This is a genomic window from Klebsiella sp. K4 (assembly GCF_014596785.2).
Lineage (GTDB): Bacteria > Pseudomonadota > Gammaproteobacteria > Enterobacterales > Enterobacteriaceae > Klebsiella > Klebsiella pneumoniae.
The window spans coordinates 4,672,930-4,699,789 of record NZ_CP115021.1; the positions used below are offsets into that span (position 1 = coordinate 4,672,930).

General features: G+C 47.1%; 21 protein-coding genes and 7 pseudogenes. 15 read left to right on the forward strand and 13 right to left on the reverse strand.

The window, feature by feature from the left end; all coding sequences use genetic code 11:
- Window positions 1-99: 99 nt before the first annotated feature.
- Window positions 100-720: pseudogene (locus IB144_RS23070) on the forward strand (transposase); the annotation flags it as partial.
- Between the two features lie 269 nt (window positions 721-989).
- On the opposite strand, the gene IB144_RS23075 reads toward IB144_RS23070, so the two are convergent.
- The gene (locus IB144_RS23075) at window positions 990-1,799 is read right to left on the reverse strand and encodes a polysaccharide pyruvyl transferase family protein (RefSeq protein WP_000183578.1); all 810 of its coding nucleotides are present in this window, start codon (window positions 1,797-1,799) and stop codon (window positions 990-992) included.
- Window positions 1,800-1,896: 97 nt separating this feature from the next.
- Between IB144_RS23075 and IB144_RS23080 the strand changes: the two are divergent.
- The 3 genes and pseudogenes from IB144_RS23080 to IB144_RS23090 form a co-directional block, all read left to right on the forward strand.
- Window positions 1,897-2,640 (forward strand): annotated as a pseudogene (locus IB144_RS23080) (glycosyltransferase family 4 protein); the annotation flags it as partial.
- 33 nt (window positions 2,641-2,673) lie between these two features.
- Window positions 2,674-3,642 (forward strand): IS5-like element IS903B family transposase, encoded by a 969-nt coding sequence (locus IB144_RS23085; protein WP_072193976.1) that lies wholly within the window; start codon window positions 2,674-2,676, stop codon window positions 3,640-3,642.
- Between the two features lie 49 nt (window positions 3,643-3,691).
- Window positions 3,692-5,185 (forward strand): annotated as a pseudogene (locus IB144_RS23090) (glycosyltransferase); the annotation flags it as partial.
- Window positions 5,186-5,336: 151 nt separating this feature from the next.
- Here the strand turns inward: IB144_RS23090 and IB144_RS23095 are convergent.
- Window positions 5,337-6,426: pseudogene (locus IB144_RS23095) on the reverse strand (IS3 family transposase).
- 653 nt (window positions 6,427-7,079) lie between these two features.
- Between IB144_RS23095 and IB144_RS23100 the strand changes: the two are divergent.
- The 6 genes and pseudogenes from IB144_RS23100 to IB144_RS23125 all read left to right on the forward strand — a co-directional run bounded on the left by IB144_RS23100 (window position 7,080) and on the right by IB144_RS23125 (window position 12,526).
- Complete coding sequence (locus IB144_RS23100) at window positions 7,080-8,207, forward strand: PAAR domain-containing protein (RefSeq protein WP_032418123.1); 1,128 nt, start codon at window positions 7,080-7,082, stop codon at window positions 8,205-8,207.
- On the forward strand, window positions 8,197-8,460 hold the full coding sequence (locus IB144_RS23105; protein ID WP_032418124.1) for a hypothetical protein: 264 nt from the start codon (window positions 8,197-8,199) through the stop codon (window positions 8,458-8,460). Before IB144_RS23100 ends, IB144_RS23105 begins: the two co-directional genes overlap by 11 nt.
- A gap of 146 nt (window positions 8,461-8,606) precedes the next feature.
- Window positions 8,607-9,878: pseudogene (gene traD, locus IB144_RS23110) on the forward strand (conjugative transfer system coupling protein TraD); the annotation flags it as partial.
- Window positions 9,841-10,107, forward strand: a complete 267-nt coding sequence (locus IB144_RS23115) for a hypothetical protein (RefSeq protein WP_032418126.1) — start codon at window positions 9,841-9,843, stop codon at window positions 10,105-10,107. The pseudogene traD and the gene IB144_RS23115, both read left to right, overlap by 38 nt.
- Window positions 10,107-10,805 (forward strand): annotated as a pseudogene (locus IB144_RS23120) (DUF4400 domain-containing protein). The gene IB144_RS23115 and the pseudogene IB144_RS23120 overlap by 1 nt, the downstream one beginning before the upstream one ends.
- A 233-nt stretch (window positions 10,806-11,038) precedes the next feature.
- A complete protein-coding gene (locus IB144_RS23125; protein WP_032418128.1) occupies window positions 11,039-12,526 on the forward strand; it encodes a HEPN domain-containing protein in 1,488 nt (495 codons plus the stop codon).
- A gap of 282 nt (window positions 12,527-12,808) precedes the next feature.
- On the opposite strand, the pseudogene IB144_RS23130 reads toward IB144_RS23125, so the two are convergent.
- From IB144_RS23130 to IB144_RS23170, 9 genes and pseudogenes are all read right to left on the reverse strand, one after another.
- A pseudogene (locus IB144_RS23130) lies at window positions 12,809-13,920 on the reverse strand (IS3 family transposase).
- Window positions 13,921-14,330: 410 nt separating this feature from the next.
- A complete protein-coding gene (locus IB144_RS23135) occupies window positions 14,331-14,672 on the reverse strand; it encodes a TA system toxin CbtA family protein (protein ID WP_117101816.1) in 342 nt (113 codons plus the stop codon).
- 34 nt (window positions 14,673-14,706) lie between these two features.
- Entirely contained in the window at window positions 14,707-15,057 is a 351-nt protein-coding gene (locus tag IB144_RS23140) for a type IV toxin-antitoxin system YeeU family antitoxin (RefSeq protein ID WP_004129347.1), read from the reverse strand.
- A gap of 20 nt (window positions 15,058-15,077) precedes the next feature.
- Entirely contained in the window at window positions 15,078-15,299 is a 222-nt protein-coding gene (locus IB144_RS23145) for a DUF987 domain-containing protein (protein ID WP_004129348.1), read from the reverse strand.
- Window positions 15,300-15,314: 15 nt separating this feature from the next.
- The gene (gene radC / locus IB144_RS23150; RefSeq protein ID WP_117101815.1) at window positions 15,315-15,788 is read right to left on the reverse strand and encodes a DNA repair protein RadC; all 474 of its coding nucleotides are present in this window, start codon (window positions 15,786-15,788) and stop codon (window positions 15,315-15,317) included.
- Between the two features lie 70 nt (window positions 15,789-15,858).
- A complete protein-coding gene (locus IB144_RS23155) occupies window positions 15,859-16,677 on the reverse strand; it encodes a DUF932 domain-containing protein (protein WP_117101814.1) in 819 nt (272 codons plus the stop codon).
- Window positions 16,678-16,775: 98 nt separating this feature from the next.
- On the reverse strand, window positions 16,776-17,453 hold the full coding sequence (locus tag IB144_RS23160) for a hypothetical protein (protein ID WP_117101813.1): 678 nt from the start codon (window positions 17,451-17,453) through the stop codon (window positions 16,776-16,778).
- A 284-nt stretch (window positions 17,454-17,737) separates the two neighbouring features.
- Window positions 17,738-18,631 (reverse strand): GTPase, encoded by an 894-nt coding sequence (locus IB144_RS23165; protein WP_117101812.1) that lies wholly within the window; start codon window positions 18,629-18,631, stop codon window positions 17,738-17,740.
- A 98-nt stretch (window positions 18,632-18,729) separates the two neighbouring features.
- Window positions 18,730-19,827, reverse strand: coding sequence for a hypothetical protein (locus IB144_RS23170; protein WP_117101811.1), 1,098 nt, complete (start codon window positions 19,825-19,827; stop codon window positions 18,730-18,732).
- Between the two features lie 453 nt (window positions 19,828-20,280).
- On the opposite strand from IB144_RS23170, the gene IB144_RS23175 reads away from it, so the two are divergent.
- From IB144_RS23175 to IB144_RS23195, 5 genes are all read left to right on the forward strand, one after another.
- Entirely contained in the window at window positions 20,281-20,520 is a 240-nt protein-coding gene (locus IB144_RS23175) for an AlpA family phage regulatory protein (RefSeq protein ID WP_117101810.1), read from the forward strand.
- Between the two features lie 277 nt (window positions 20,521-20,797).
- Window positions 20,798-21,376, forward strand: coding sequence for an inovirus-type Gp2 protein (locus tag IB144_RS23180; protein ID WP_117101809.1), 579 nt, complete (start codon window positions 20,798-20,800; stop codon window positions 21,374-21,376).
- A gap of 204 nt (window positions 21,377-21,580) precedes the next feature.
- Window positions 21,581-21,886: a hypothetical protein gene (locus IB144_RS23185; RefSeq protein WP_117101808.1), complete on the forward strand. Its 306-nt coding sequence runs from the start codon at window positions 21,581-21,583 to the stop codon at window positions 21,884-21,886.
- A 9-nt stretch (window positions 21,887-21,895) separates the two neighbouring features.
- On the forward strand, window positions 21,896-22,117 hold the full coding sequence (locus tag IB144_RS23190) for a hypothetical protein (protein WP_181963547.1): 222 nt from the start codon (window positions 21,896-21,898) through the stop codon (window positions 22,115-22,117).
- Between the two features lie 98 nt (window positions 22,118-22,215).
- Window positions 22,216-22,788 (forward strand): hypothetical protein, encoded by a 573-nt coding sequence (locus IB144_RS23195; RefSeq protein WP_117101806.1) that lies wholly within the window; start codon window positions 22,216-22,218, stop codon window positions 22,786-22,788.
- 336 nt (window positions 22,789-23,124) lie between these two features.
- Here IB144_RS23195 and IB144_RS23200 read toward each other — a convergent pair whose 3' ends face one another.
- Together IB144_RS23200 and IB144_RS23205 are read right to left on the reverse strand one after the other, a co-directional pair.
- Window positions 23,125-24,906: an ATP-dependent helicase gene (locus tag IB144_RS23200; RefSeq protein ID WP_117101805.1), complete on the reverse strand. Its 1,782-nt coding sequence runs from the start codon at window positions 24,904-24,906 to the stop codon at window positions 23,125-23,127.
- Complete coding sequence (locus IB144_RS23205; RefSeq protein ID WP_117101804.1) at window positions 24,899-26,683, reverse strand: AAA family ATPase; 1,785 nt, start codon at window positions 26,681-26,683, stop codon at window positions 24,899-24,901. The genes IB144_RS23200 and IB144_RS23205 overlap by 8 nt, the downstream gene beginning before the upstream one ends.
- Between the last annotated feature and the right edge of the window lie 177 nt (window positions 26,684-26,860).

The following is a 26,860-nucleotide window of genomic DNA, read 5'->3' on the forward strand; positions in this document are numbered from 1 at the left end:
ACAAATAACTAGCAGTGATAGTTAAATCGCGATCCACGTAGAACCGCCGCATCTGGTGGGTTGATCGGCAAGGATTTTGCGAGCATCATCGCATTTATTATTGAACGCAAGATCATTCTGCTGTTTGCGCAGGGGATTAGCTACCAGGACATTAGCCGAGAGTTCGAAGATTTATATGCTTTCAGCATGTCAACCGCCACCATCAGTGTAGTACGATAAAGTTACCCCTGAACTAAAACAGTGGCAACAGCACCCGCTGGAAAAGGTTTACCCCTTCGTCTGGCTGAACGTATTCACTATAAAGTCCGTGAGAATGGCCGTTATCAGAGCAAAACGGTTTATACCGTTCTGGCGCTGAATCTGGCAGGCAAGAAAGAAACTCTGGGCCGGTATCTATAAGAAAGTAAAGGCGCTAACTTCTGGCTGTCTATATTAAGCGACCTGAAAAACTGGGGCATTGAAGACATCCTGATCGCCTGCGTGCGCGGGCTGACCGGCTTCCCGGAGGCGATAAACAGCATTTATCCGCAGACAGAGGTTCAGTTGTGCGTCATTCACCAAATCAGTAACTCGATTAAATACGTGGCCTCAAATGACCATAAAGCTTTTATGGCTGATCTGAAACCGGTATATCGCGCGGGGTCGAAAGAAGCCGCAGAAACGGTGCTGGATGAACTGGAAGCGAAATGGGATCAGCAGTATCCAGTGTTGCTCCAGTCGTGACGACGCAAGTGGGAAAATCTGTCAGCATACAATAGAATTTAAGAAACACGGAGTCAGTAAAATACTGTAAGTGAAAAGTGATGCGGAAAGTTAAAACCTCGGTGCAACAACTAAACTCATTGATAAGTTTTTTACTGCGATAATCGATAGATTTGCAGACTATAGGCGTGCGAATGAATAGTCACCTAAAAGCTGGCAGGTAATAATTAACAATGCTGTAACAGTTATATGGCTTTCAGGCAGCGTATTATTATACGCTGCCTTTTTCAACTTGCCGTAATAAAGCATGTTTTTGGATAACGATTAAAAAGTGAATAATTGTAAACAGCTTCATTTTTGTAATATGAGTTAGGATAGAAGTTGACTTCTTTGCCAAGCAGAGATGCTAAAATTGCCACATGCAGCCTGTCGGTATTGACAACTTTATACTCTTCAAGAAAGTTTATCATGCAACGGGTAGAATTACGCGCCAGAAATTCATTATCCCAATAATCGCCATTCCAGGTGAGCGAAATATCATGATTGTTTTCTTTGTAGTCTCCAGTTAGAGATTCGGAGTCCGTTCTGAAGCAGTTGGCCTGTTTTTTATAGACGGGTTTAAGTGACAGGTATTTATTAAGATCGAGATAAAATGCCATATCATCAGTAATGAATACGTTCTTGTTTGGTTCGTAGTTGAGAGATTTAATATAATCGAAGGTGATATTTTCGCGACAAAAAACAACAAACTTATCAATATTGTTGATGAATAAATCGCTATACCCTCTGATTGTCGACGGCATTATTATTACTTTATGAAATTTCCCAATATTATTCTGGATAAAGTCATGACCTTCAGAATACAATCCTTCTATCAGGTTTCCTCCGCCTCCAAAAATTAAAATATCAGTTTCAGAACTGTAGCACTCGCCATCTCTGTAAGGGATATAGGTAAGAGCATTTCGTTCAAAAAAGTCATACGTCGCAGATGCAATTACACCATCTCCAGCATTACCAGGGTTTGCCTTATAGACAAATCGATGAGATAGATGATAAGATTTTAGAAGCAAATCAAATTTTAACTTCATATTGGTCATTTTTTATCCTGTTTAACAGAAGCTACCGACTGCTATCTTACACTACTTCAATTCACTAATATCATAGAAAAGTCTAGGTTACAAAGGAAGGGTTACAATGAAGAAAATTCTTATAATGACGCCGGACATTGAGGGGCCTGTCCGTAACGGCGGTATTGGTACTGCTTTCACTGCTCTTGCCACTACTTTGGCAAAAAAGGGGTATGATGTTGATGTATTGTATACATGTGGCGACTATTCTGAATCATCTGTATCGAAATTTAGCGACTGGTCACGTATTTATAGTACCTTTGGTATCAATCTGCTAAGAACCGGACTGATAAAAGAGATTAATATTGATGCACCGTATTTTAGAAGGAAAAGTTATTCAATTTATCTCTGGTTGAAAGAAAATAACATCTATGACACTGTTATTTCTTGTGAGTGGCAGGCAGATCTTTATTACACTTTATTAAGCAAAAAGAATGGAACGGATTTTGAAAATACAAAGTTCATTGTAAATACTCACAGTTCAACGTTATGGGCTGATGAAGGTAATTACCAGCTTCCATATGATCAGAACCATCTTGAACTCTATTATATGGAGAAAATGGTGGTTGAAATGGCGGATGAAGTTGTTAGTCCGTCTCAGTATTTAATTGATTGGATGTTGAGTAAGCACTGGAATGTTCCTGAAGAACGTCATGTAATTTTAAATTGCGAGCCATTTCAAGGGTTTGTGACGAGAGATGATGTTACAGTTAAAATAAATGAAAAGCCAGCTTCTGGCGTTGAGCTTGTATTTTTCGGCCGCCTTGAAACCCGTAAAGGACTTGACATATTCCTGCGTGCATTAAGAAAACGGCTTTGTTGAATAAATCGAACTTTTGCTGAGTTGAAGGATCAGATCACGCATCCTCCCGACAACACAGACCATTCCGTGGCAAAGCAAAAGTTCAGAATCACCAACTGGCCCACCTACAATAAAGCCCTCATCAACCGTGGCTCCATAACTTTCTGGCTGGATGATGAAGCTATTCAGGCCTGGTATGAGTCGGCAACGCCTTCATCACGGGGAAGACCTCAGCGCTATTCTGACCTTGCCATCACGACTGTGCTGGTCATTAAACGCGTATTCAGGCTGACCCTGCGCGCTGCGCAGGGCTTTATTGATTCCATTTTTTCTCTGATGAACGTTCCGCTACGCTGCCCGGATTACAGCTGTGTCAGCAGGCGGGCAAAGTCGGTTAATGTCAGTTTCAAAACGCCCACCCGGGGTGAAATCGCACACCTGGTAATTGATTCCACCGGGCTGAAGGTCTTCGGTGAAGGCGAGTGGAAAGTCAAAAAGCATGGCCAGGAACGCCGCCGTATCTGGCGTAAGCTGCATCTCGCCGTTGACAGTAAAACACATGAAATCATCTGCGCTGACCTGTCGCTGAACAACGTTACGGACTCAGAGGCCTTCCCGGGTCTTATCCGGCAGACTCACAGAAAAATCAGGGCAGCATCGGCAGACGGCGCTTACGACACCCGGCTCTGTCACGATGAACTGCGGCGTAAGAAAATCAGCGCGCTTATCCCACCCCGAAAAGGTGCGGGTTACTGGCCCGGTGAATATGCAGACCGTAACCGTGCAGTGGCTAATCAGCGAATGACCGGGAGTAATGCGCGGTGGAAATGGACAACAGATTACAACCGTCGCTCGATAGCGGAAACGGCGATGTACCGGGTAAAACAGCTGTTCGGAGGTTCACTGACACTGCGTGACTACGATGGTCAGGTTGCGGAGGCTATGGCCCTGGTACGAGCGCTGAACAAAATGACGAAAGCAGGTATGCCTGAAAGCGTGCGTATTGCCTGAAAACACAACCCGCTACGGGGGAGACTTACCCGAAATCTGATTTATTCAACAAAGCCTAAGAAAACTATCTGATGAAGATAAAGAGAGCATTTCTGGAGTAACCTTCCTCGGAAAAAATGTCACTATGGGGAAAACTGATTCATTTACTTATATTATGAATCAGACTAAAAATTTGGGACTCGCAGTTAATGTCATCAGCGACTATGATCGTACCAACGCTAATGAATATATAAAAAGAAAAAATGTATTAGTCATCATTCCATCACTTGTAGAAAACTCACCCTATACTGTTTATGAATGCTTGATTAATAACGTTAATTTCCTCGCTTCAAACGTTGGTGGAATTCCAGAGCTTATTCCGCAGGAGCATCATGCGGAACTTCTATTTATTCCTACACCTGTCGATTTATACGGGAAAATCCACTATCGCTTAAAAAATATAAATATAAAACCAGGGCTTGCTGAATCACAAGACAATATTAAAGAAGCTTGGTTTGTCGCAGTTGAACGAAAAAACAACCGCGCATTCAAGAAAATCGATGAAGCTAACAGCCCGTTAGTTAGCGTGTGTATAACTCACTTCGAACGTCACCATTTGCTTCAGCAAGCACTCGCATCAATAAAATCTCAGACGTACCAAAATATTGAGGTCATCTTGGTTGATGATGGAAGTACGACAGAAGATTCTCATCGTTATTTGAATCTCATCGAGAATGATTTTAACTCTCGAGGCTGGAAAATTGTCCGTAGTTCTAATAACTATCTGGGTGCTGCAAGGAATTTGGCTGCGCGACACGCCTCTGGCGAATATCTGATGTTTATGGACGATGATAATGTTGCTAAGCCTTTTGAGGTAGAAACGTTTGTTACTGCAGCATTAAACTCTGGGGCCGATGTGTTAACCACACCAAGCGATCTTATTTTTGGTGAGGAGTTCCCTTCTCCGTTCCGTAAAATGACGCACTGCTGGCTTCCGTTAGGGCCTGATTTAAATATCGCCAGCTTTAGTAACTGCTTTGGCGATGCTAATGCGCTGATCAGGAAAGAGGTTTTCGAAAAAGTTGGCGGATTTACTGAAGATTACGGTTTAGGTCATGAAGACTGGGAGTTTTTTGCCAAAATATCATTACAGGGATATAAATTGCAAATCGTCCCGGAACCTCTATTTTGGTATAGAGTTGCAAACTCCGGCATGTTGTTAAGTGGAAATAAGAGTAAAAATAACTACCGCAGTTTCCGTCCTTTTATGGATGAGAATGTTAAATATAACTATGCAATGGGGTTGATACCTTCCTACCTCGAGAAGATTCAAGAACTTGAGAGTGAAGTGAATCGCTTGCGGAGCATCAATGGTGGTCATTCTGTCAGTAACGAGTTACAACTTTTAAATAATAAGGTTGATGGTCTTATTTCTCAGCAAAGAGATGGCTGGGCCCATGACCGTTTTAATGCTCTGTATGAAGCAATTCATGTCCAAGGCGCAAAACGAGGCACCAGCCTGGTTCGCCGGGTTGCCCGGAAAATGAAATCAATGTTAAAATAAAGTAATATTCGGGGCCCGAAAGGGCTCCGCAAAAATAATATTAACTTTCAGCTAATTTTAAATTTGTCTGTAAATAACCCTGTTTTAGTTGCATGCATTTTTGAGTTCCCGGCCAGATTTGACCCTGGCCCAAATTCAGTGCAGTGCTAAATCAGAGATCTTCGTCTTTCCGGAGACTTCGGATGAATTCAGCCGGAGTCATGTCATTTAATGATGAATGCGTTCTCTCATGATTATATTCCCTGCGCCAGTTGTCGAGTTTGTCCTGCGCATCTTCCAGCGAGAGAAACCAGTGAATGTTCAGGCATTCATCCCGCAGACTGCCGTTAAATGATTCAATAAACGGGTTATCCGTTGGTTTTCCGGGGCGGGATAAGTCCATTGTGACACCGTGCTCATACGCCCATTTATCCAGACTTTTCAAAATAAACTCGCTGCCGTTATCTGTCTGAATACGTACCGGCAGACGCTTGCCCAGCACCCGCAACCTTTCCATCACACCGACCACATACTCACCTTTCAGCGACTTTCCGGCATGGATCGCCACACACTCCCGACTAAAATTATCCACTACAGTCAGCGCCCGGAAACGTGTTCCGTTAAACAGATTATCCGACACGAAATCCATACTCCAGCACTGATCGATACCGATCAGGACCGGACGTTGCTGACGATGACATGCATGCGGGGGCGCTTTTTGCGCAGGTTGAGGCCTTCCAGACAGTAAATCCGGTGTGTTTTCTTGTGGTTAACAGGCCAGCCTTCCCGCCGCAGCTGAATATGAATACGCGGGCAACCGTAGCGGATCCGAGTTTCCGCTATTTACCGGATACGCAGGGTTATCGCCCGATCATCCCGCCGGCTCTGCCAGTGGTAAACGGTTCTGCTCTGCATCAGCAGTCCGCATCCCCGTCGGACACTGATTCGGTAAGCCCCCCGCAGAAAATGCACCGCCTGACGTTTCTGAGCCGGCCTCAGAACTTTTGTTTCAGCACCTCCTGCAGCATCTCCTTGTCCAGACTCAGGTCAGCCACCAGTTTCTTCAGCCGCAGATTTTCATCCTCCAGTTGCCGCAGACGCCGCATTTCGGTCACGCCCAGACCGGCGAATTTCTTCTTCCAGTTATAAAAAGTGGCTTCAGAAATGCCCATCTTTCGGCAGACTTCCCCGTCGCGGGTGCCGGTTTCGGCCTGTTTCAGAGCAAACGCAATCTGTTCTTCGGTATAGCGGGTCTTTTTCATGGCGATGTGCCTCTCTGTGAGATGGAAGAAAGACCGGAGACTTCAGTTTAGCCCGGCACTGTTTTCAGGGAGGAGATCAACACCCCCGCCGTAGTTCGCGGAAGGATGGAATGAAACGATTGGCGTTAGCCCTGCTTTTATTTATTTTCAAAGAATTGGTTGTAGCTTCCGTTCTCACGCCGGAAGCCGACCATTATGACAGCTATCTGTTAGTCGACACTTAACCCGCAACAGCCGTTTCTGGAACAACTTACGACCTCCTGTTCCGTCCAGTGTTCTCCAGACTGTAGGCCAAGCGGTGCCATATTCTAAGCAACCACCAAAGGTGAAAGAACATACTCGCTAGATAAGTTCCAGCGTCACCAGCTTTACCAGCAACACCGGCTAACAGGTAACCACAAGTAATTTACCGGTCCGCGATACCGCCGCCCTGATCCAGCTTCACAAGAGACAGGCTCTTGCTCTGTTGGAATGCGGGCAATTGTGGAAATCTCGTCTGCAACTGACCGTGCGGATAAACACTATCCATAGCTGACGACATGATCCCATTGATTAACACACTTTGATTTTATTACATTTGCTCATTTACTCGCCAACACCAAAAACTTACACTTCCCACATGGACTTAAAAGCAAAAATAAGGATAAGGACGAATGGCTATTGGTCATTTTTTATTTAGGGGTGATAAGACCGCTTGCGGTGGCAGGATTCTTGAAGGATGCCCCAACCATCAATTTTTCGATAAAGATATGGCATGTGAAGGCCATAAAGTAACCTGCGGCAAACATCCAGGGCATTATCGTATCTGCGGTGGCCTTGATAGTGACGAAATACATGGTAAAAGAGTAGCCGGAACACTGCACAGCCGTAGTTCCTGTCCCTGCAAATCACGTTTTATTCCTTCCATCGATGACACTTATGAATTTTCTACAGGGGCAGCGAAAGCCGACACAGCCCAATCTCAAGTCGTCGAATTTCCCGTTCTCCCCCGCCCGATTTATGATCCCCAAGCTGATAATGTGACTGACACCTGCAAGTCAGAAGATAACCCGCTGCTGAACGGCGTTTATATATGGACTGAAACGACAAGTGCAGGTCATGTTTTCGTTTCAGTGCATGAGAATAACAATATCTTCCTCTACACCTATGGACGCTATGGACGCACTGATAAAAGTACCTTCACTGGGGATGGGATTTTAGACTTTTTCCAGGATGAAGATGCGCGTAAGTATTACCGATACGAACTTTATGAAATGGGGGCTCGCGCTTTCCGCATTGATGATGCAGATCCTAAAATAATCCGTAAATTCTTCGAAAACCTTTGGAATGGCGGTGTAACACCAATTCAAACGCCAAACATGCAAGATGGTACAAAGCGAAGAGGCCGAACCATTGATAAATATGATGTCACTGGTAGCAACTGTACCACTCACTCAGTCGAGGGGCTCAAGTTTGCTGGCTCAAAGGTATTCGAACACGGTTACACATCCACGACAACACAGCTACCAATCGACATAGAAGAAGATTTTACTATTCCGGTTTCACTGCAAAGATATCTTGAATCAAAGAGTGCAGACTTCTCATCAATCCTCGTTGTCGAAATGACTAATACATTCAAACAACAGTACCCTAACATCGAGAACAAAAGCCCTCAATCAATGGGAGGGAGTGCAAAAATCCAACAATCTGCTGCCGATTCCGCTGCTGTTGCTGGCTCAACATCCCCCTACTCAGGCGGTACAGTAGGCGGTTCATTGGGAAGCACTTACGATGATGAATAAGAAGTTCTGGATCAGATGGGTGAGTATCGCGCTGATCTGTGCAGCGTATTACGCTATCGTGCTTTATTTCGATCTGGTCTTCGCTCTTAACTATACAGAGACAATGAGTCAAGGCGGAGAATTTACCCCTTCTCAATGTACCTGGTTTGTTAAGGAGCTAGCGCAAAATCACTCTGATTCGGCTTTAGCCTCCATCATTGGTTTCGCTCTCTGCGTCCCTTTGATCCTGCTCATCTTCAAGAAAGTGAAATGACCGTCAAAGGCTGGCGAGATCCAGCCTTTTCCTTCCTCCCTCATTTTAGACAATATGTAGTGGCACACTGAATTTGGCCACCCTGGACTGCCCCCACCACTCCGGTAGACGATTCTGCCCTAAAGTTTGAGTAAAGGAGGTTCGACTGGCGCTTCGTCAACATCATCACCCGCGCCCTGGGGGCACTGGGCCAGCGCTCGGACTACGCCCGTATCGCCCGCCACGTTATCAACATCGACGAACTATTTATCGACTACGCCCGCGTCTTTTTGCCCAGCCACGACCGCCAGGCATGGGACAACGTGGTACGGATTGCCGGTGGCATCACTGAGAAAAACACGCCACGTAATCTTCAGGGAAGGGGCAGCTACGTCGTCGCGCTGGAGCAGTACCTTTCAACCACCCGATTACACGACACGATCCTCGACGGTCTACGTACTGCCGTGCGCTATGACAAAACCTATTTCGATAAGATCGTCGCCTCGCTGCTGCCACTGCTGGAAAAACTGACCACCAGAAAAATCTCCCAACTGCTGGCCCCGGACTACGGCGACCTTAACGACCCGCGCCCGGTATTCAACTGGCAGCAGGCCATTCGCCAGCGGGCGATTATTTATGTCGGGCTGGATGCATTGTCTGACGCAGAAATTGCCGCCGCTGTCGGCAACTCAATGTTCGCCGATCTGGTCAGCGTCGCCGGACATATCTACAAGCACGGCGTGATGGATGGCCTGCCGCAGACGGAAGAGAACCCGGCCATCAACCTGCACTGCGATGAGTTCAGTGAACTGATGGGCGATGAATTTATTCCGCTAATAAATAAAGGCGGCGGCGCAGGTGTAGAGGTTACGGCCTACACCCAGACGCTCTCCGATATCGAAGCCCGCATCGGCGACCGCGCCAAAGCGGACCAGGTCGTCGGCAACTTCAACAGTCGGATCATGATGCGGGTGCGGGAATCTGCCACCGCCGAATTGTTGACGAAGCAACTGCCGCAGGTGGATGTGCTCAGCAACAGCATCAGTTCCGGCGTTGCCGACAGCGCCGACGCACAGGGCAACATCGGTTTTTCCAGCAACACCCAGGATCGGATGAGCAGCATACAGGTGCCGTTACTGGAACCCGCCTCACTGGTACAGCTTCCCAAAGGGCAGGCGTTCGCTCTGCTGGAAGGTGGTCAGCTCTGGAAGCTACGCATCCCATTACCGGACGCAGCACACGATCCGCTGATGCCGGAAAGCATCACACACATAGCCCGCTATATGGAAAAACAGTACGACAGCACGCCTATATGGTGGGACCGCCCGGAGACAGTTGTAACGGCGAAAAATGACCCTATTTTATGGCTGAACGACAGCGAAACCACGGAGAAACAGACCGATGATACCCCGGACACACCGCCAGCTCGTGAGCGTTGAAGTGATGTGGCCTGCACAAACACTGCCTCTTCCCCTGCAACAGGCGGTGGAAGCGCTGACGCAGGGAGAAACGCCCGACCAGATTATCGCCCGGATGAATTTGCAGGGCTTTCAGGCATGGCGCGAAGCTACATCGCCGCAAGGCGAACACGACATTTTTCAGATACGACTGGATGAGGTACACGAGGCACGGTTCCTCTGCCGCTACATTACTCTGCCGCTGCACTGATGCCCGAACATGCGCCACCAGGCCCCGTGCGTCGCCCCGGACTGCTCGGCTGGATAGCATTACTTCCCGGCGTGCTGATCGGTTTTTGCCTCGGCGCGTGGATGCTGGCGATAACGCTGGAGTGGCTGGGCGAGGCGTTTTTCTGGCGGAACACCTGCGCCAGTCACAGTGAGCAGGTATTGCAGGCGACATGGCAGGCTCTGCTGGCGCACCGATGTGGTTAGTAGAAGACCTCGCGATTGTCAGCGATACGTTGCAGCAAGGGATTGCGGCGCTGGTTCATTCGCTCAACGGGCAAAGCGGGTTGTTCTGGACGGAAACCATCACTACGGTGATCCGCTGTGCGTTACTGTCTGCGAGTAAGTTACCCTTACCTTTCTGCTGCGCTGGCTATTTTATTGCAGGCGCTACCACAGTTTGTGCTGACCATTGTTATAGGGCTGATTGACGGGCTGGTACGCCGCGACTTACGGCGATTCGGCGCAGGCCATGAGTCCGGGTTTGTTTATCATCATGCAAGGCGTATGATCGGCTCCAGCCTCGCGGCAACGGGGCTGGCGTGGCTGGCGTGGCTGGCGTGGCTGGCGTGGCTGGCGGTGCCAGTTTTTCTGGAATCAAGATATATTGTAATACCTGGAGTGATGCTGAGTGGGCTCGCGGGTTCAGTAGCGACGGGAGCATTCAAAAAGCATTTGTAATGCAACCTAGATAGTACTTATTCACCCAGCCATAAACTCAAGACTGATAATACCAAAGCACTGGCCGTTGATAATTGTTTTTTTGTGAAAAAATCGACTAATTAACACGCTGGTCAAAAGCATATGTTTTTGTAGTAAAATCAATACAATTTGACTCCTAACAAGATATAATGGCTGTTCGTTTTATCTAATAAGTTACTCAAATTATTTTCAGCGGAGTGGATATTCATTAAATGAGCTTACCTGAGGAAAAAATAGCTAAACGAGCACTGAAAGCCATTGAATTTATTTGTCGACAGCTCTCGCGCTTTGCAAAAATGACACCCGTTGAGCTTATGGCTTACTTACGAAAGAATCCCAAAGATGCCTTTTGTAATATTCCCCATCCGAAAGGAAATGGACATATCCATTGTGGTTCTCTTGCCTGGAACAAGCTGAATGAGCTTGTAGACCTCACTATCGAATTGGATCACGGTCTTGGGCGACGAGTAGGCCGCAAACTCGCAAAGGAAGCCGTAATAAATGCTTTTGTTAAAAGAGTATTACAGGAGGCACGTGGAGTTGATCAGGAAACCGCAATGCTGCTTCTTAAAGACGCTTTAACGATTTTGAGAGAAAAGCTTGTAGTTATCGAACATTACCTACCGTGTGTGCTTTTCCCTGGGGATACACCTACTGAATTCAGCGTTGGTCCTGTCACATTCGTCCGTCGCTCCAAGTTCTTCGATGAAAAAAAATCAGTACTAAAACATAGTATTCATGTTAACACGAAGGCGCATATTCAGTGCGTAAAGGAAGCGATTGCTCAAGGTTTCCCACAAGAACGCACGCACACTAAAGATGAATCAAGACAACTAGTGCGTAAATTACAGTCCCGAGCAGTCAAAGCCTACAAAGACTATCCATGGATTGCTTGTGTGAAAGTGAGTGAGTGTGATGAAGCAATCTCTAAAGAACGAGCGATCCAAGCTACAGAGATGGCGCTTCACATCATCCGTATCCTCTTGGGAGCTAAACCGACAAGGGAAATTAGGCTAGCATGGTCACGCAGCGGAGCTCTGCGCTCGGCACATTTGCACGCTGATGTACATGGTGTGATTCACGCAAGTCTCTGCGCTGATTCTTTAGAACCGGTTGGTGTAATAAACTGGCATGAAGCATTGATAAGGGCAAATTTAGAATTAGACATCCTCGGTTCTGCTTTGATACCCATAGTCAATCCAGTAGAAACTACTCACCTTCACCAGCGCCTTATTGACGCTATCAATTGGTTTGGGGACGCGGTTACAGATCCAAATATACATTCGAGTATAGTGAAATACGTTTCTGCAATTGAGCGGTTGTTCTTCGGTAAATTCGAAGCAGGGCGGACAAAATTGTTTGGCGGTCGGGTTAGGGATGTGTTGAAAGCATTCAGTTGTGATGAAGGGGATCGTGTTTATTCTCAAGCTCTGGAACTATACAAAACTCGTTCGACTTTGGTACATGGAGAACAATTTCGTACCGAAGATGAATCCTTTAACATTATTAATCTTGCATCAGAGTTAAGTAGGATGTGCCTTCTATGCTCTGCACAGCTTTACTCCATGATGCTACAAGCATTCGAAAATCCTGATAGTGCAAAATTAGAAGAAATCATGAAGCGCATAAACGATGAAGGGTTGAATTGGCTGGCAGAGGCTGCAGCATTAGGCTGTGCAAAACACTCCCCAATCAGATAAACCATGAACCTTATTAGAAACGGGCGTTCAAAAGCATATTTTTAGCGCCCTGTTATCAATAAACCATTCAGATAAATCATTATATTGAGTCTGTGATATCTTACTTAGTAATTTACATTCCACAGGGCACGGTATCATTCTCCAAAAAGCAATAAAGTAAAGGAACATATCCACAATAGCTATATATAATATAAAATATTCTCAAACAGAAATGTATTCACACCTATAAATGGGCAATATAAAAGATAAAATGCCGAGAGTCGGAATGTAAGCGCACCCGTTTTAGTTCCACGCACTTTTTGAGATTTCCGGGGTTTCAGCCATCAGCCGGTATTCTTCCGGCGTCAGGCTTTTCAGGGATTCATGGGGGCGCTCGCTGTTATATTCAGCCAGCCAGCGCTCTGTAATTTCACGTGCTTCGTTCAGGGTTCTGAACAGATAAAAATCCAGTATTTCTGTCCGGTACGTCCGGTTGAATCATTCGATAAAGGCATTCTGTGTTGGCTTGCCGGGCCTGAGAAATTCCAGCATCACACCATGCTCTTCTGCCCATTGTGCCAGCGTCAGCAAGACCAGCTCCGGACCGTTATCCATCCGCATCTTCAGCGGATATCCGCGGTTTGCCACGATCCTGCCCAGCACTCTGACAACCCGCTGCGCCGGGATATTCAGGTCAATTTCGATCGCCAGCGCTTCCCGGTTATAACCATCCACCACGTTGAAGGTTCTGAAACGTCTGCCGCACACCAGCGCATCGTGCATAAAATCGATGGACCAGCTCTGGTTCATCGCCTCTGGCGTTGCCAGCGGAGCCGGATTGCGCACCGGCAGGTGCTGTTTTCCCTTACGGCGAAAATTCAGTTTCAGCAGGAAGTAAATCCGGTGAACGCGCTTATGGTTCCAGGCGTTGCCCTGCCTGCGAAGGACCTGAAAAAACCTTTTATATCCGTATCGCGGATAGCGTTCAGCCGCCACGGTCAGCGCCATAATGACTGGCTCATCACGTTGCGTATCCGGCTGATAACGAAATACCGTCCTGCTCAGCGACAATATCCTGCATGCCTGACGTAAGCTCATGGCAAACTGCGCGGTCAGATAGCTGACCAACTCACGCTTTATCGCTGATTTTAAAGCTTTTTTTCAATAACGTCTTTCAATGCGCGGCACTCGAGGCTCAGGTCCGCAAACATCTGTTTCAACCGGCGGTTTTCATCTTCGAGGTCCTTCATCTTTTTGATATCAGAGGCTTCCATACCGCCGAACTTCGCTTTCCAGTTGTAGTACGAGGCCTCAGAAATCCCGGCTTCGCGGCACACATCTTTGACGGTGCGTCCGGCTTCGACGGACTTCAGAACGGCGATGATCTGGTGTTCGGTGAATCGGGCTTTGCGTATGGCGATCTCCTCCAAGGATATATTCAGTATGCCGGAAGATCTCTAAATGTGAATGGTCCGGTTTACCGGGATGCTTACAGGTTGACTCAGATTGACTTCTGTTGAAAGGAGAATCGCGAAAAGCCTTGCGTAGCGCGGATTTCAGGCACAAAAAAGACGTCCGTCGACGTCTATTGATGTTCCGATGGTGCGAAGGCCGGACTCGCCGTTCAATGGTAATCAACTGAATTTTAAGTGATTAACAACAAATGAGTTTCATATGTATACTCAGTTGTATACTCAACTACTTTCTTTTGAAAATCAGCGAATAACAAAGTATCAGAATCAACTCAAAGATGATGCAGCGATTATACTGGGTAGAATCATTTCAGCCAGGGATGTTTTAACTATCGGGAGGATGTCTGCAAGTTTCACATTGCTGCAGTGTGGTTGCAGCCTCGCAACAGCCCCATGTCCCGACGCATTCGCAGAATGTCTACAGCTCGCAAGTATGGAGATGGTTCCAACCAGCCAAACGCCCTGCGGTCGATACGAACTAGCTCGTACTTTTCCACCAAGAAGTTAACAGTATCAACGAGTGTAATACCGGCATCGATATGTTCCTGAATGACGCTTTCATCACCGAACGGTGTGTCGTTCAGCGCCAGCCCGTAGTGTTGTTCCAGTAAACGAGTTAGAAACGTTTGCCAGATAGTTACGGGCGATGGGCATAACTGAACAGCCCACTGGTTTATTGCAGGTAAAGTATTCATGAGTTGTTCTCGTAAAAGTGAGTTCTAAAGTTAATTAGCGTTGAGTAGGATAAATGGAGATATAGACGTGACCACAGGAACCCAGCGTATCAGCTTCGCAGGTCAACCCCTTTGCATAGAGGGTGACGCTATGCTGGTGTCGGGGATTCAGTTCGCCGCTAGTAAGCATGAGCTCCGCCTGCTTCAGCAGAACAGGAAATGCCTGGTCAAGATGGAGCAAATCCGCTTTATTGAACTGACCTGTTATGCTGGCGCGGTCAGACAGGTAATGTAGGCGGTTACCTTCCTGGACCAGACGTGCACCAAAACAAGGAATGACATTACGATTCAGCCCCCACCAAGGCTCAGCGGTATCATCATTCACTGTCAGTGTCTTACTCGACATCTGATGCTCCTTTAATAAGGTTAATTGAGAGTGACGCTGCGCAGAGAGACATACGGTCCGTTCCGGTCCTTGCGTCGCTCGGCAAAGACAGCCAGAACACCCTTGATATCCGGAACTTCACGACCGTAGTAATGGCAGACGCTCCCGGACCAGCAATATTTCCCGGTACAGAATTGAAACAATCGGGATTCAGGATGCAGACGATAAATTGCCATCGCCTGACGCTTACTGATGATTTTCATTAGCCCTTCCTCTTCTTATAGCCATCCATGCTCAGCAAACGACAACGCTTCACCATCACCAATGATGAAATGATCCAGTAGCCGGACATCGACCAGACCCAGCGCCTCTCTAATCCTGGACGTAATAGCTCTGTCAGCTTTACTGGCATCGGTAATGCCAGAGGGGTGGTTATGAGAGATGATTACCGCAGCTGCATTATGACGTAGTGCAGATTTCACAATTTCGCGAGGATGAATTTCGGTATGGTTAATCGTGCCGAGGAAGAGCGTTTCATGCTCCAGCAGACGATGTTGATTATCGAGATAGATAACAACAAAGACTTCGCGCTCCTGCTTTGCCAAATAGAGCTGTAACCATTTTTTCGCGAAACTAGCGGCTAGGAACGACTCACTTGGCTGCCGCTGATATTTCTCCAGTAATCGCAGGGCACGACGGATGGTACGTTGTTCATTCATCGGGAAGACCGAAGGTAAAATCAGTTCGGACATGGTGGCTCCTTAAAAGAAAAAGCCCCGTAACAACCAGCTACAGGGCTATAAACAAACACGGAGATATCATTCATGAGACGAGTTGCAGCATATTTTCTGCCATCACCCACAGAGCTCGATTCAGCTTCACATCACCATCAATACCTTTAATTGCACGTGTATGTGTGCGTCCTCCTTTTGCATTGTGACCGTTCAAACCACCTTTGATTAGGTTCTCCTGAATACGCTGATAAGTTGTCCAGAGATCTCCGGACTCATCCTGCCAGCGACGAGGGGCCAATAGCTGTGATTCCGTCACAGGTTGATGCTCCTCGCCAAAGCGATATGTCAGAGCAGCTTTTGCCAGTGCCTGTTGTGCTGGTGGCGGAAGCATTAGTGACTGCATGGCGTCGCGTTTTTCCTCCACCCTGTCAAACACCCCAAGCACCTCGTAAGCCCCTTCGATAACCTTTTCCACCACGTTGCCCTTATGGGGCACTCGCACCTCTCCAAAGCTCTCGCCGCAAATCAGTCCGTTCTGACAGACCGAGCGGAACAGTCCCGGCAGCATCTGGTATGAACTAGAACCGTCATGGCTGTTAAGCAGGATAATTTCCGGCACCTGTTTACCGGTAATCTGCCCTTCGCGGCGCAGACGCAGCATATGTTTGGTGTGTTCCCGCTTGTCGGGGTTACGCACACGGGTCTGGCAGGCAAAGAACGGCTGAAAACCTTCGCGCTGCAGGTTATCCAGCAGAGTGATGGTCGGGATGCAGGTATAGCGCTCGCTGCGCGATTCATGCTTTTCCTCACTGAACACGCTGGGAACATAGTGAGCAAGTTCATCACGGGTTAAGGGGCGGTCACGGCGAACAAGGTTCACCGCACCAAAGCGGGATGCTAATCGCATAACTCACTCCTTTGTGTGTTTATCGGTATAAAAAGAAAAGACCACGCTCCCGAAAGAACATGGCCTTTAACATTAAAAATGGCGTGGCGGATAAGACGTTATTGCCCCATGTATTCAACCCTGGCACCGGTGGCCTTACCATCAGCACCAACGGTCACCACCACCTTATCGTAGGTACGATACCCGGCATTGTAGACCTCATAAACCACAGTATTTCCCTCCACTTTGTAGCTGCCAAAATCAGCGGCCTCAGCCGTGTCACGGTCATACTCTTTCGTGTACGCTTCTTTGGCCGCTTTCATGACTGAGCCTTTGTTAATCTCCGGCGCTCGACTCCCGGCACTGGCATCAAGGGCAGATACGTATTTCGGGCAGACCGTCATCATGTCCCCACGGGTGAATGTCAGTTGCGCACCAAAGACCTGAAGGGTCGATGTTTCCTGACCTGCAATCGAAGCAATTGCCTTTCTGGCGGCTGCAGGAGCCTGCCCACCTTCAACCTCAACAGCCTTAAATCCTGTTTGCTGGTTGCACAACTGAGATGTGGGTACCAGATTGCCGTTTACACTGATGCGACTCCCCATCAGTTCCTGCGGGCCATTGGGGCAGCCCTGCAACTGACCAAAGATGCCAATGGTGTTGTTTTTCAGCATCACCAGTGCCTGACCATTATCGGTCAGCGTCTGGCACCAGCCGTTTTTCACAGCCCAGTTACCCGCCTGAGCAGAAACCGAAATGGCTGACAAAACAAGTGCAATCACGGTCTGAATTTTCATATGTCACCTTATTAATGAATCAGAAGCGGCAACGGAGGACGCGGTACACAGAACCTGATGCATCTTTGTATCCGGACCATCACGTCAACGTCCCTGTTCGTCGTGCTCATGAACACTTTTGAAAAAGAAATATCCCTTTGCTTTGATAGGTAAAAGCGATCAATAGGGGGCTTATACATCGATATTTTAATAGATAAAAACGATCGATATTCTATTATCGATCGTTTTTACAGATCAATATACTGTTTTTTGAATGTGGTAATTGAGGGGTAAAGCGGCAGATTTCAGCCAAATACTCGGTCCCATAATGTCGTGGCAAGTTGCACTAATTTTTGTCGGAGACACCTTAACAGAGCAGTCCAGACAGAAGGCAGGTGGTCAGGATTAATCACCGAGTCAAAAGCCTTACCCGCTGCCTCACCAAACTGCTGCCGTACAGCGGCGTCAGTGTCCGGGGTCTGATGCTCTGGTTTCAGCTGGCAATACACGGCACTGCTGGCCTGTACGGGCAAGGCATGCACAATCAACTCCACCAGGGCGGGCAGGTTATAGCCGGTATGTGCAGAGACAGCCATGACCGGGAAAGAGGACGGCAACTGACCGGCAACCTGCGCACTGACTGAAGCCAGTGAAAGGCATTGCTCAGAAGAAGGTGATGCCTGCCAGGGCTCACCATCCCTGAGGGGTGGAATGCGGTCGGCCTGAGTCAGTACAAACAGGAAACGTGAAGGGTCGGCACCGGCTTCCATCAGTGCCCTGTATGCCGTGATATCCGTTGCCCGGGCACGGTCATCGGCACGCAGCACCCAGATAATCAAATCCAGCTCAACCAGCAACGCCTTATAGAGCGCCAGATATTCCTCGTCGTATTCCGGTGTCTCGCCCACCCCAGGCAAATCCACCAGTGTCATGCTGCGCTCACCAACGGTGAGTAACAGACGCTGGGGTTCCCGGGTGCAGCCTAGCAAATCACTGGTCAGACAGACGGGTTGCTGAAAAAGCGCGTTGCATAATGAACTCTTGCCCGCTCCACTTTTGCCCATGATGCCTATCACGGGTTCATAGTTAATCGCCTCCTTGAGGCGGGACAGAATACGTTCAGTAGCTTGCCGGGGTAAGAGATTGAGACAGGTACGCACCGCATCACTGGTATCCTGCGAATCGGGGATTTGAGGCATGATTTACTCCTGTGAAAAAACTATGCCGGGAAATTTTTCTCCCGGCGACTCACATGAGTAATGTAGGCGTTATATTTTTTGGAGTTATCGTTACCTATTTAGGATGGATTTTTGTAATCAAAAAGCTTGCTTTTATATCTTAGATACTCATCATGAATAAGTTGTTCAATAACTTTAATCTCTTTTTTATCAAGTGCCACTGCTAACACAGATAATTCCTTGCTGGCTTTGGCAGAGATTGTCAAATCATTTTTTCCAGACCTTCTTTTTCGTTGCTTAAAAGAATCACTCATTTTTTTCAGGAGTGCATCTTTGTCATCCAGAAATTTTCTATAATTTCCCACATCCAATTTATTCGGGATGGCCCAGCAATCAATCGCGCCCATTACACCAATATATCGCTCATTAAGATCTGCTGGTTTGAACCATGACAGAACATTTCCTTTTATATCCTTTTTCTTTGACAAATATGACCACGCCCACTCAATGCCTTCATTATCATTTTTCTTTAACCATTTGGGGCTTTGAACCTGGCTATTAAAAACAAGCCAGACACCACGAATATAATCGAATGTTTTCTTACTTTGTTCTGGACTGAGGGAACAAGAAAGTTCATTCATGAAGGTAATAATCACCCGGCTTCTTTCAGCTGAACTAGTTGGATTACCAGGGAGTCTGAAAAAAGAGTATAAGTTTTCCTCTTTTCGATCCCATTCCGGAATTAACCCCGCAGTGTTTTCAGGTAAACAAAGCTCCCGCGCAGAGGCTTTTCGTATATACGCCCAAAACCAAAAAATAGCACGTGAATTAACCGCCCCCTTCAACCACTTTAAATCGACGTCTTGTAGACATGAAGAATCTCCACCATGAAGACTTTTACTTTTAACATTGCGTTTTTCCCCAGCCTGTATATTTTGCATCAAACGCTTAATAGCTTCATCAGCCCCAGTGGCGTTTTTGCTGCTTTCAGATATCGGATTGCCTGAGGCCGTTTCTCCTGTCCTGTCTTCAATATCACAATCCTCGGCTGCCTGCGCAGACTCGTCTTCTGGCAAAGAATCGACACTAAATTTGCTCTCAGGACTGGTAAAGCGGTTCCCTCCCTCATAAGGAGATTCTTCTGGCCTTGCTAATTCTTCAGCGCCCAGTTTACCAATCCTTTTTAGATAATAATTCTCATTATCACCATCGCTCACCGTTACCTCCTGTAGTAAAATCCACCATAAATAGTACTTACAATGAATCGATTATGAAGTAAACAAGTTTTCATTTTGAATGAAAATAGCTCGAAAACTGTAAGTTTTTTGTAAGAGTAAAATCGACGCTAACCTCTAAAAAAAGGACTTTCAGCGGTTTGCCGGGTAAAAATGATCATTCATAAAACTTGTACAGCATACAGAAATTTGTAGCAGGCATTCACTATGTTTTACATTGTCACATGCTCCGCGAACGTAGCTCACGGCAGTTCTGTTCTTATTATCAGACGTTACAGAACCGGACACGTTATGTACTGATAGCACTACTAGCTGGTGAAAACCAGCTGATGTAATTTTCTACTTATCAGCTAATGGTATGAGAAGGATGCCCGTTCCTCCATTGATGGCAACAGGCCCTCTCCCGACATCACTCTAAATTGCGGGAGCATTTCCATGACAAACAAAACTCATCCGATATCATCCAGCACCCAGACAACCACATCTTTACTGAATGATCAGCTCGTTGATATGACGTTCATCACCGCCTATACAAACATGACAGACAAATGGTTCTACCGATTAATTTCAGAGAATGCGTTCCCTGCACCAATTAAACTGGGTCGCAGTTCACGCTGGCTAAAAAGCGAAGTGGAAAAATGGATACTGGATAGAATACAAGCATCTCGAGGTTAGAACCTTTAGTGTTGGTGTTTTACACAGGAAGGTTACGTAATTTAATATAGGTTTTTAATATAATTATACTCACTCTCATTTGTTCTTATATTCACCGCTTACTGTCAATGTCTCTTTTAAACACCCTCGCAAATACTATTGGAACAACCAGTCTCGTCTTTAAAGCAATAATTAATTTAAGTATCAGCTCAGCATTACCTTAAAGAAAAGTCTTGCATGAAACATCATTAACTTAGTGCTTGCACTGGCCTCTCTCATCATCAGCAGTGGAATAATTATGCTCAAAAATTCAGATAGAAATTTTAATGAAGACTGGTTCCTGGCTTCAGTTCTTAATGCACACATCGATGAAATGATAAACAGATACTCATGCCTTTTGGCATTACGTATGGATTTTTTCTACCAAAAGGAAAGTGCCAGGTATTCACACTTAAATCACCAAACACTTGAACATGACTTGCGTGAACTAATGGAAAAAATGACAAAAGAGAAAGGTGTGGTGGGCTATTTCTGGGTTGTCGAATGGACTGAACGACATAGATACCATGCGCATGTCGTATTCTGGCTGGACAGACAAAAAACACAGCACTCTTATCCCTTTGCCCTTACAGCAAATACACTTTGGGAGGAAATAACGCACCGGGACGGCGTATCGCACCGATGTGAATATCGGCCGCAGTATTCTAGAAATATCAATATACCTGTTCGGTATAACGATCCGGAAAGCATTAACAATATCCGTCATGTTCTGAGCTATCTGGCTAAGGAAGAACAAAAAGAAGGTTTGTGTGCATACGGCTGTAATGACGTTCCTCCACGCTCAGCGGCAGGGCGTCCACGTAAGCCAGGCCCCTGATGCTACGGCTACGCAACTGGCTCTGCATCCTGTACAAACCCCGTTATTACGGCGACAAATAATGTCCTCGCAGTCGTGACTAAACCTGCCCCTGGAAGCCTGACGTTCCGACCTTTACTGAATCAACTATTCCACAACTCCATTTATTCCCGGCAGCTCACCTGTCGGGTATTTCTCATACCTGTCAAACAAGGGAAATCAAAAATGAAACAGCCAGAGAACACAATCGCGGTAAAAGTGGCGGAATACCGTTTACACATCACCCGGCTAAGGATCTGCCGGGATAGCCTGGCTGGATGTTGCAGTGATGCCGAGCGGCGTGGCTGGCGTTTGAGAGCTCTTGAGCAGTTAAGTAAAGCCTCACTGCTCTACTGCCGATGGGCAAGTTCTGCCGATACCTGCAAGTTTCAACAGGCCTGTGAAGGTCTCCAGCAACACATCAGCAGAGTTTTACCAGAAGGCCAGTGGTGCGGTGATTTGCCTGCATCCCCTGCCCAGGCAAAATTTTAAGGTATCGGTATGAAACAACAACCTGCTAAATGCGCGGTCGATGAATGGGGGAATCTGGTCAATGCAGAAGATTTTCGCTCTCCCTCATTCTGGAAACTGTACTGCTTCCACTGCAAGAGTCCGGTAGTACTGGTTCTTGCCCCGAACGGGCAGGCATCGCATTTTCTGCATGATGAAACCTTTATGGCATCAGCAGATTTCATTGCATGCCCGAACGTGGAATGTTCCTAACCGCAGTAACCCGCGTCAAAAGCAGAAAACGACTTATCTGGCTTGCCTTACTCCTTTTAAAAAGCCAACCCTAACTTACATTTTTGAAAGAGAAACCGATGAATAATTACGCTGAAAATGGTGTGTCGAGGACAAACTCTGGTGGTAACGATGTCATGCTTATCCGTGGTGTGTTGAAGCAGGCGACTGATCATTATCCACGGCTGGCTGCGCTGGGTTTTACAGTTCAGGAGAGTAGTACCTGTTTCTGTGACAAAGTACGACATGATAGTGCCCAATTATTGCGTTTTCATGCTGAAACGTATTGCATTATAAGCGACTACTCAAAGAAGCGTATCGAAGCGGGTAAACCGTCTCAGCCTACGCTTCTTCGCTGGTTATGGGAGGCTGGAAGTATTTCAACATGTCGGATGATGATGCTATTCAATCAGGCTGTTTGCAGTCATCCCCGACATGACTCTTCAGCAATGTATGGAATTCAGGAAGTCATGTCGTTGCTGGTGGCTGCATGGCGTGAAGTAGAACCGGGCGGGGAATTAACGGAAATAAAAGCACATCGGGCAGAGAGAACGATGCCAGCAGCTTTCGATAAACGTTATGCAGAGTTACGAGATGCAGCATTGCAAATGACCTCACCTGTTGCTTTTGCCAAGAGTTGTTCGACAGTGTAATTATTACATCCCATTTTTTCTGAGTTCGAAGTTCTACCCCTTATGTATCGAGCTTTTTCTTATTTGACTTTAAAGATCACTTGTTGAGTGATTCAGATCCTGTTTAACGTCTGCTTTGTGCCAAAAGCGGAGGTTGTTACTGCGGTTAGTCTTAGCCAATGGGGAACAGGTCAATCGCTATCTGAGTCAAACAATAACTGTCCTCATTTGGCACCTTCGTCACGCAGCAGTTTCATGGCGATAAAGAGCCGTACACACAGATGAACCACTGCACGGCACTCACGATGATTCGTAAGCTATGTCTTATAACGACTGAACAACGCGTCAGACCGGATGCTACGTCTGCTGGCTTCGATGATAGAGTTCAGCAATCCAAGGGGAATGTTCACCTTTTTTATAAACCATGTGCAACTCTTTGCGTGGGCGCGTAACGCCTACATAAAACAGCCGCCGAGCCTCACGTAATGCATTATCTGAAACAAGGTCGCGTTTACCCGGAAAATCATACTTGTTGACGCCAAACATAATGGCCACATCAAATTCGCGGCCTTTTGCACTGTGAAGAGTGCTCAGCGTAACTCGTCTGGCACTTTCCTCCTTTCCGGCAAATACGATCAGAGCCATATCCAGCTTTAATGCAGGATCGGTTCGTTTCAGTAACTCAGTAACGACGTCCCACTCCACCTGGGGATTCTGCGCGATAATCCGCCAGCTGGAAATAAGTTCTTTGTCGAATCGCCGAAGCCATTCATGGGCAGTTTCAGCCTGATCAATTCCGCTTCGTAAAAATGTGATGAGTTGTACGGTGAGCAGTTGTTCTTCAGTACTGCTTGCACGGCGGCCATAAACTACAGAAAGTGCCTGACCCAGCAGCAAATTAAATGCAGGGGACGCCTCTTTCCATCCCCCTGTAACCCACTGGCTGCAGGCTTCAATGAAGCGGGCAAGGCGTGAATTGCGTTTTATTAACGCATTAGTATCGGTACGGATGAAGGCGATGCTTTCGGCCTTAAGCGCATCCGCAACTTTATCTCCGAGCCAGGCTGCCCGGTAGAGTACTCCGATGCGTTCAGGCTTAAATCCCCGGGCTGTCAGCGAGGGGATTAAATCCTGAGCGATATAACGCGCCTGTGTTTCATAATCGCCTATGACTCCGTGAAATCCTATTTCCCCTTCTGCCGTTCCGTCTGGTCCACGATAATCACGCTCTTCTCCCAACGCCCCCATTGATGCCCTGATGATTTTCGCGCCGGACCGATAGTTGAAACGAAGACGGAACGTTTTCACCTCATCCCGTAAAACAAGGCTGTCCAGTAACCGCGGATTTGCACCATTGAATCCATAAATGGACTGGTCGGCATCACCAACCGCAAACAGCCGTATTCCACCGTTAAAGCACAGCAGCAGCACTAGTTCATGAAGGGCATGCCCTAGATCCTGATATTCGTCTACGAATAAGACGGGATAGCGCGACCGGATAGCATTACGGATCCAGTCATGTTCCCTGATCATACGAAAGGCTATGAGCGGCATATCATCAAAATCAATAAGACCTAAACGCCGAAGATGTGCTTCATACGTTTCGATGAAATCTGCCAGCTCCGGGTTGTTATTTCGCCACGAGGGTAACAGTCGGTTCACGTCCCGACGCCGTTTTTCTTCTGCAAACTTCCATCGGGCATGAGGCTCCCCGTTTGCACCGAATTTTGCCAAATAAGCAGCCTCAACTGCGGCACGGCACTCATCTCGGGTCGCTACCCGAAAGCCATTGGGTAGCAAGTCTGGTATACAACGCGAGTAGGGGATTAAAACCTGGTTTAAAGCAAAGCTGTGCACGGTACCAATAAAGTTTCGTTCGCTGCTGGCTATGCTAAAGTAGACCAGACGTTCCTCGAGTTCAGTTGCACACTCATTATTGTAGGTAATGCAGGCCACACCACGAGGGTCAGTCACGTCATCCATGAGGGCGCGAGCCATGGCGGTCGTCAGTGTTTTAGTCTTTCCACTCCCAGGCCCGGCAATGACAACGCAGTGTCCTCGCTCGGTTGCAGCGCCGTACTGCTCTTTGTTCGGTAAGAGCTCACTTAACGCCATTGACAGCGCGTGCCGGTCAGACATTGGACACCACATACTGAATTGCTGCTGCGATGTATTCCGGTGGTACAAGCCCGGGAGCTTTTTTCTTGAGTTTCGCTGCCAGCCGACCTTTGCCAATATCAGATATCATCGCGAGGAGTTGAGCAGGGTCAGGAGTCTGGCCGGCTCGCCAGGATGCAATTCTTGAGGAGCGAAGTGATCCAAAACCCTGTTCATCGAGAATATTAAGCAGTGCGTCTTTTAGTCTCGGGGTATTTGCTACAGAAACTTCAAATGTTTGTGAACTAAGAAATATACCAGCTGTTTTCCATACATCGCTACACTCATCAAAACCTTTATCCACAAACCAGGTCCTCTCATCAGCAGTCAGCTTGTGTATATCAGGACGGACAGCACAGATTGAATCCCAGATACTAATAGCTCGTGCTTTACCCAAAGGTGGTTTGCTTCCGTCGAGTGGGTCCCAGTCAGTGATAACAGCAATGCTGATCCCCAAACTTCCTGCCAGCTTAACGTAAGGTTCAAAATTCACCCCTGCAACGCTGCATACAGTGATACCAAGCTCGTCAAGATTGATCCCCATGGCTTCCGCGAAGCCCGGAATTAAAACCTCCTCGGCATCTCCTTCCACAAATATAACTCCCTTTGCAAAAAGTAGTTCTGCTCTGGTTGCAGTGAGGTATCGCTCAATGTCATCGAGTTCATCACTGGTTACAGGAAGTTTAGCCAAAGAAAAAGCCCTAGTGCGCCCATCCTGATCCCTGCAAAGACGTACAACGGAACGGAGAGGAGCAATACTTGCCAGAGTGGGGGAGTGGCTTGTTACAATCAAGGACTGCGTTTCATCGGCATTATTGAAGAGCTTATTAAAAACAGCCCGTTGAAGCTGAGGGTGCAGGTGTGCTTCAGGTTCTTCAATACAAAGTAGTGAGAAATTTCGTTCGTTCTTGGCGCGGCGCCAGGCAAACTCAGCCAGTTTAAGAGAAATTAATGCCACATTAGCAGATCCAAGACTTGCTTCAGTAATTCCTCTTTTTCCATCATCAATGAACATTGATATTGAGCGCATCAATCTGAGCGGGTCTGTCGGTGCAAAACGAAGACGTGCATCAAGATCGTGGGCAGTACCGGCAAGATTAAGTATGCCGCCACGCAGAGATTCCTCAAGCTCCTTAATAGGTGGGAATGTCTCCATTGTCTCCGTTGCGGATTCAAGGGCGCTGGCAACTCTGTTCAGATCTACACGGCTCAATGACGCGAACGCATCTTCAAGTAAAGGACGTAGCGGAGAGCTACGCCATGATGCGAGTTGTGCTTCAGCGTCTCGTAAGGCATCCAGCATATCTATGGCTATCCGACGACGAACGCGACTAGCGATGGCACGTGATTCCTGACCTCCGCCATATACGATAAACTCACAATCCTCACTCGAGCTAGGTTCTCCGGCAATATCATCCTTCTTTCGAAAGACGTAGCTGAGTCTTGCCAAGTCTGGGTTTTCTGCGATACGAAAATCGGTCAGCAGAGCTGAGAGTGAGGGGTCACTGTCAAAATCGGCGAACTCAAGATGTATCTCAATTTGAGGGGCCGTGGATAAATCGCAGCCATCCCAGAAATCTGACAGCTTTAGCTGTCTGGCTGAATCAGGCAATGTGGGGTCAATCACCAGGCGGATAGCGAACAGCAGATTGCTCTTACCTACTCGATTTTCGCCCAGCAAAACAATGTTACCACTCAGGGGAATGTCTACCGTCTCGAAATTTCGGAAGTTGGCTATCCTTAAATTAGACAGATACATTATGATCCTTTTTTCAGTAAGTAAGGTTCTCGTGCAATTGCTCTTCACACTATTGCTAGCGCCTAGTTCAAGACGCATTGTTGACCTGTCCTGATAAGCTCCCGGCTGGCACTTGGCGAATTATTCGGGCTGGCGTTTTTAGCCCATACACGTTTCAGGTACGTCTGGCTGCTTAAC

Bases quoted from the DNA above. Each gene is read 5' to 3' on its own strand.
- IB144_RS23155 (WP_117101814.1), bottom strand. From the start codon at position 16,677: ATGCGATTAGCATCCCGCTTTGGTGCGGTGAACCTTGTTCGCCGTGAC.
- IB144_RS23190 (WP_181963547.1), top strand. From the start codon at position 21,896: ATGAAACAACAACCTGCTAAATGCGCGGTCGATGAATGGGGGAATCTG.
- IB144_RS23145 (WP_004129348.1), bottom strand. From the start codon at position 15,299: ATGAAAATCATCAGTAAGCGTCAGGCGATGGCAATTTATCGTCTGCAT.
- IB144_RS23200 (WP_117101805.1), bottom strand. From the start codon at position 24,906: ATGTCTGACCGGCACGCGCTGTCAATGGCGTTAAGTGAGCTCTTACCG.
- IB144_RS23185 (WP_117101808.1), top strand. From the start codon at position 21,581: ATGAAACAGCCAGAGAACACAATCGCGGTAAAAGTGGCGGAATACCGT.
- IB144_RS23075 (WP_000183578.1), bottom strand. From the start codon at position 1,799: ATGACCAATATGAAGTTAAAATTTGATTTGCTTCTAAAATCTTATCAT.
- IB144_RS23105 (WP_032418124.1), top strand. From the start codon at position 8,197: ATGATGAATAAGAAGTTCTGGATCAGATGGGTGAGTATCGCGCTGATC.
- radC (WP_117101815.1), bottom strand. From the start codon at position 15,788: ATGTCCGAACTGATTTTACCTTCGGTCTTCCCGATGAATGAACAACGT.
- IB144_RS23180 (WP_117101809.1), top strand. From the start codon at position 20,798: ATGCTCAAAAATTCAGATAGAAATTTTAATGAAGACTGGTTCCTGGCT.
- IB144_RS23115 (WP_032418126.1), top strand. From the start codon at position 9,841: ATGATACCCCGGACACACCGCCAGCTCGTGAGCGTTGAAGTGATGTGG.
- IB144_RS23140 (WP_004129347.1), bottom strand. From the start codon at position 15,057: ATGTCGAGTAAGACACTGACAGTGAATGATGATACCGCTGAGCCTTGG.
- IB144_RS23165 (WP_117101812.1), bottom strand. From the start codon at position 18,631: ATGCCTCAAATCCCCGATTCGCAGGATACCAGTGATGCGGTGCGTACC.
- IB144_RS23205 (WP_117101804.1), bottom strand. From the start codon at position 26,683: ATGTATCTGTCTAATTTAAGGATAGCCAACTTCCGAAATTTCGAGACG.
- IB144_RS23175 (WP_117101810.1), top strand. From the start codon at position 20,281: ATGACAAACAAAACTCATCCGATATCATCCAGCACCCAGACAACCACA.
- IB144_RS23100 (WP_032418123.1), top strand. From the start codon at position 7,080: ATGGCTATTGGTCATTTTTTATTTAGGGGTGATAAGACCGCTTGCGGT.
- IB144_RS23195 (WP_117101806.1), top strand. From the start codon at position 22,216: ATGAATAATTACGCTGAAAATGGTGTGTCGAGGACAAACTCTGGTGGT.
- IB144_RS23135 (WP_117101816.1), bottom strand. From the start codon at position 14,672: ATGAATACTTTACCTGCAATAAACCAGTGGGCTGTTCAGTTATGCCCA.
- IB144_RS23160 (WP_117101813.1), bottom strand. From the start codon at position 17,453: ATGAAAATTCAGACCGTGATTGCACTTGTTTTGTCAGCCATTTCGGTT.
- IB144_RS23125 (WP_032418128.1), top strand. From the start codon at position 11,039: ATGAGCTTACCTGAGGAAAAAATAGCTAAACGAGCACTGAAAGCCATT.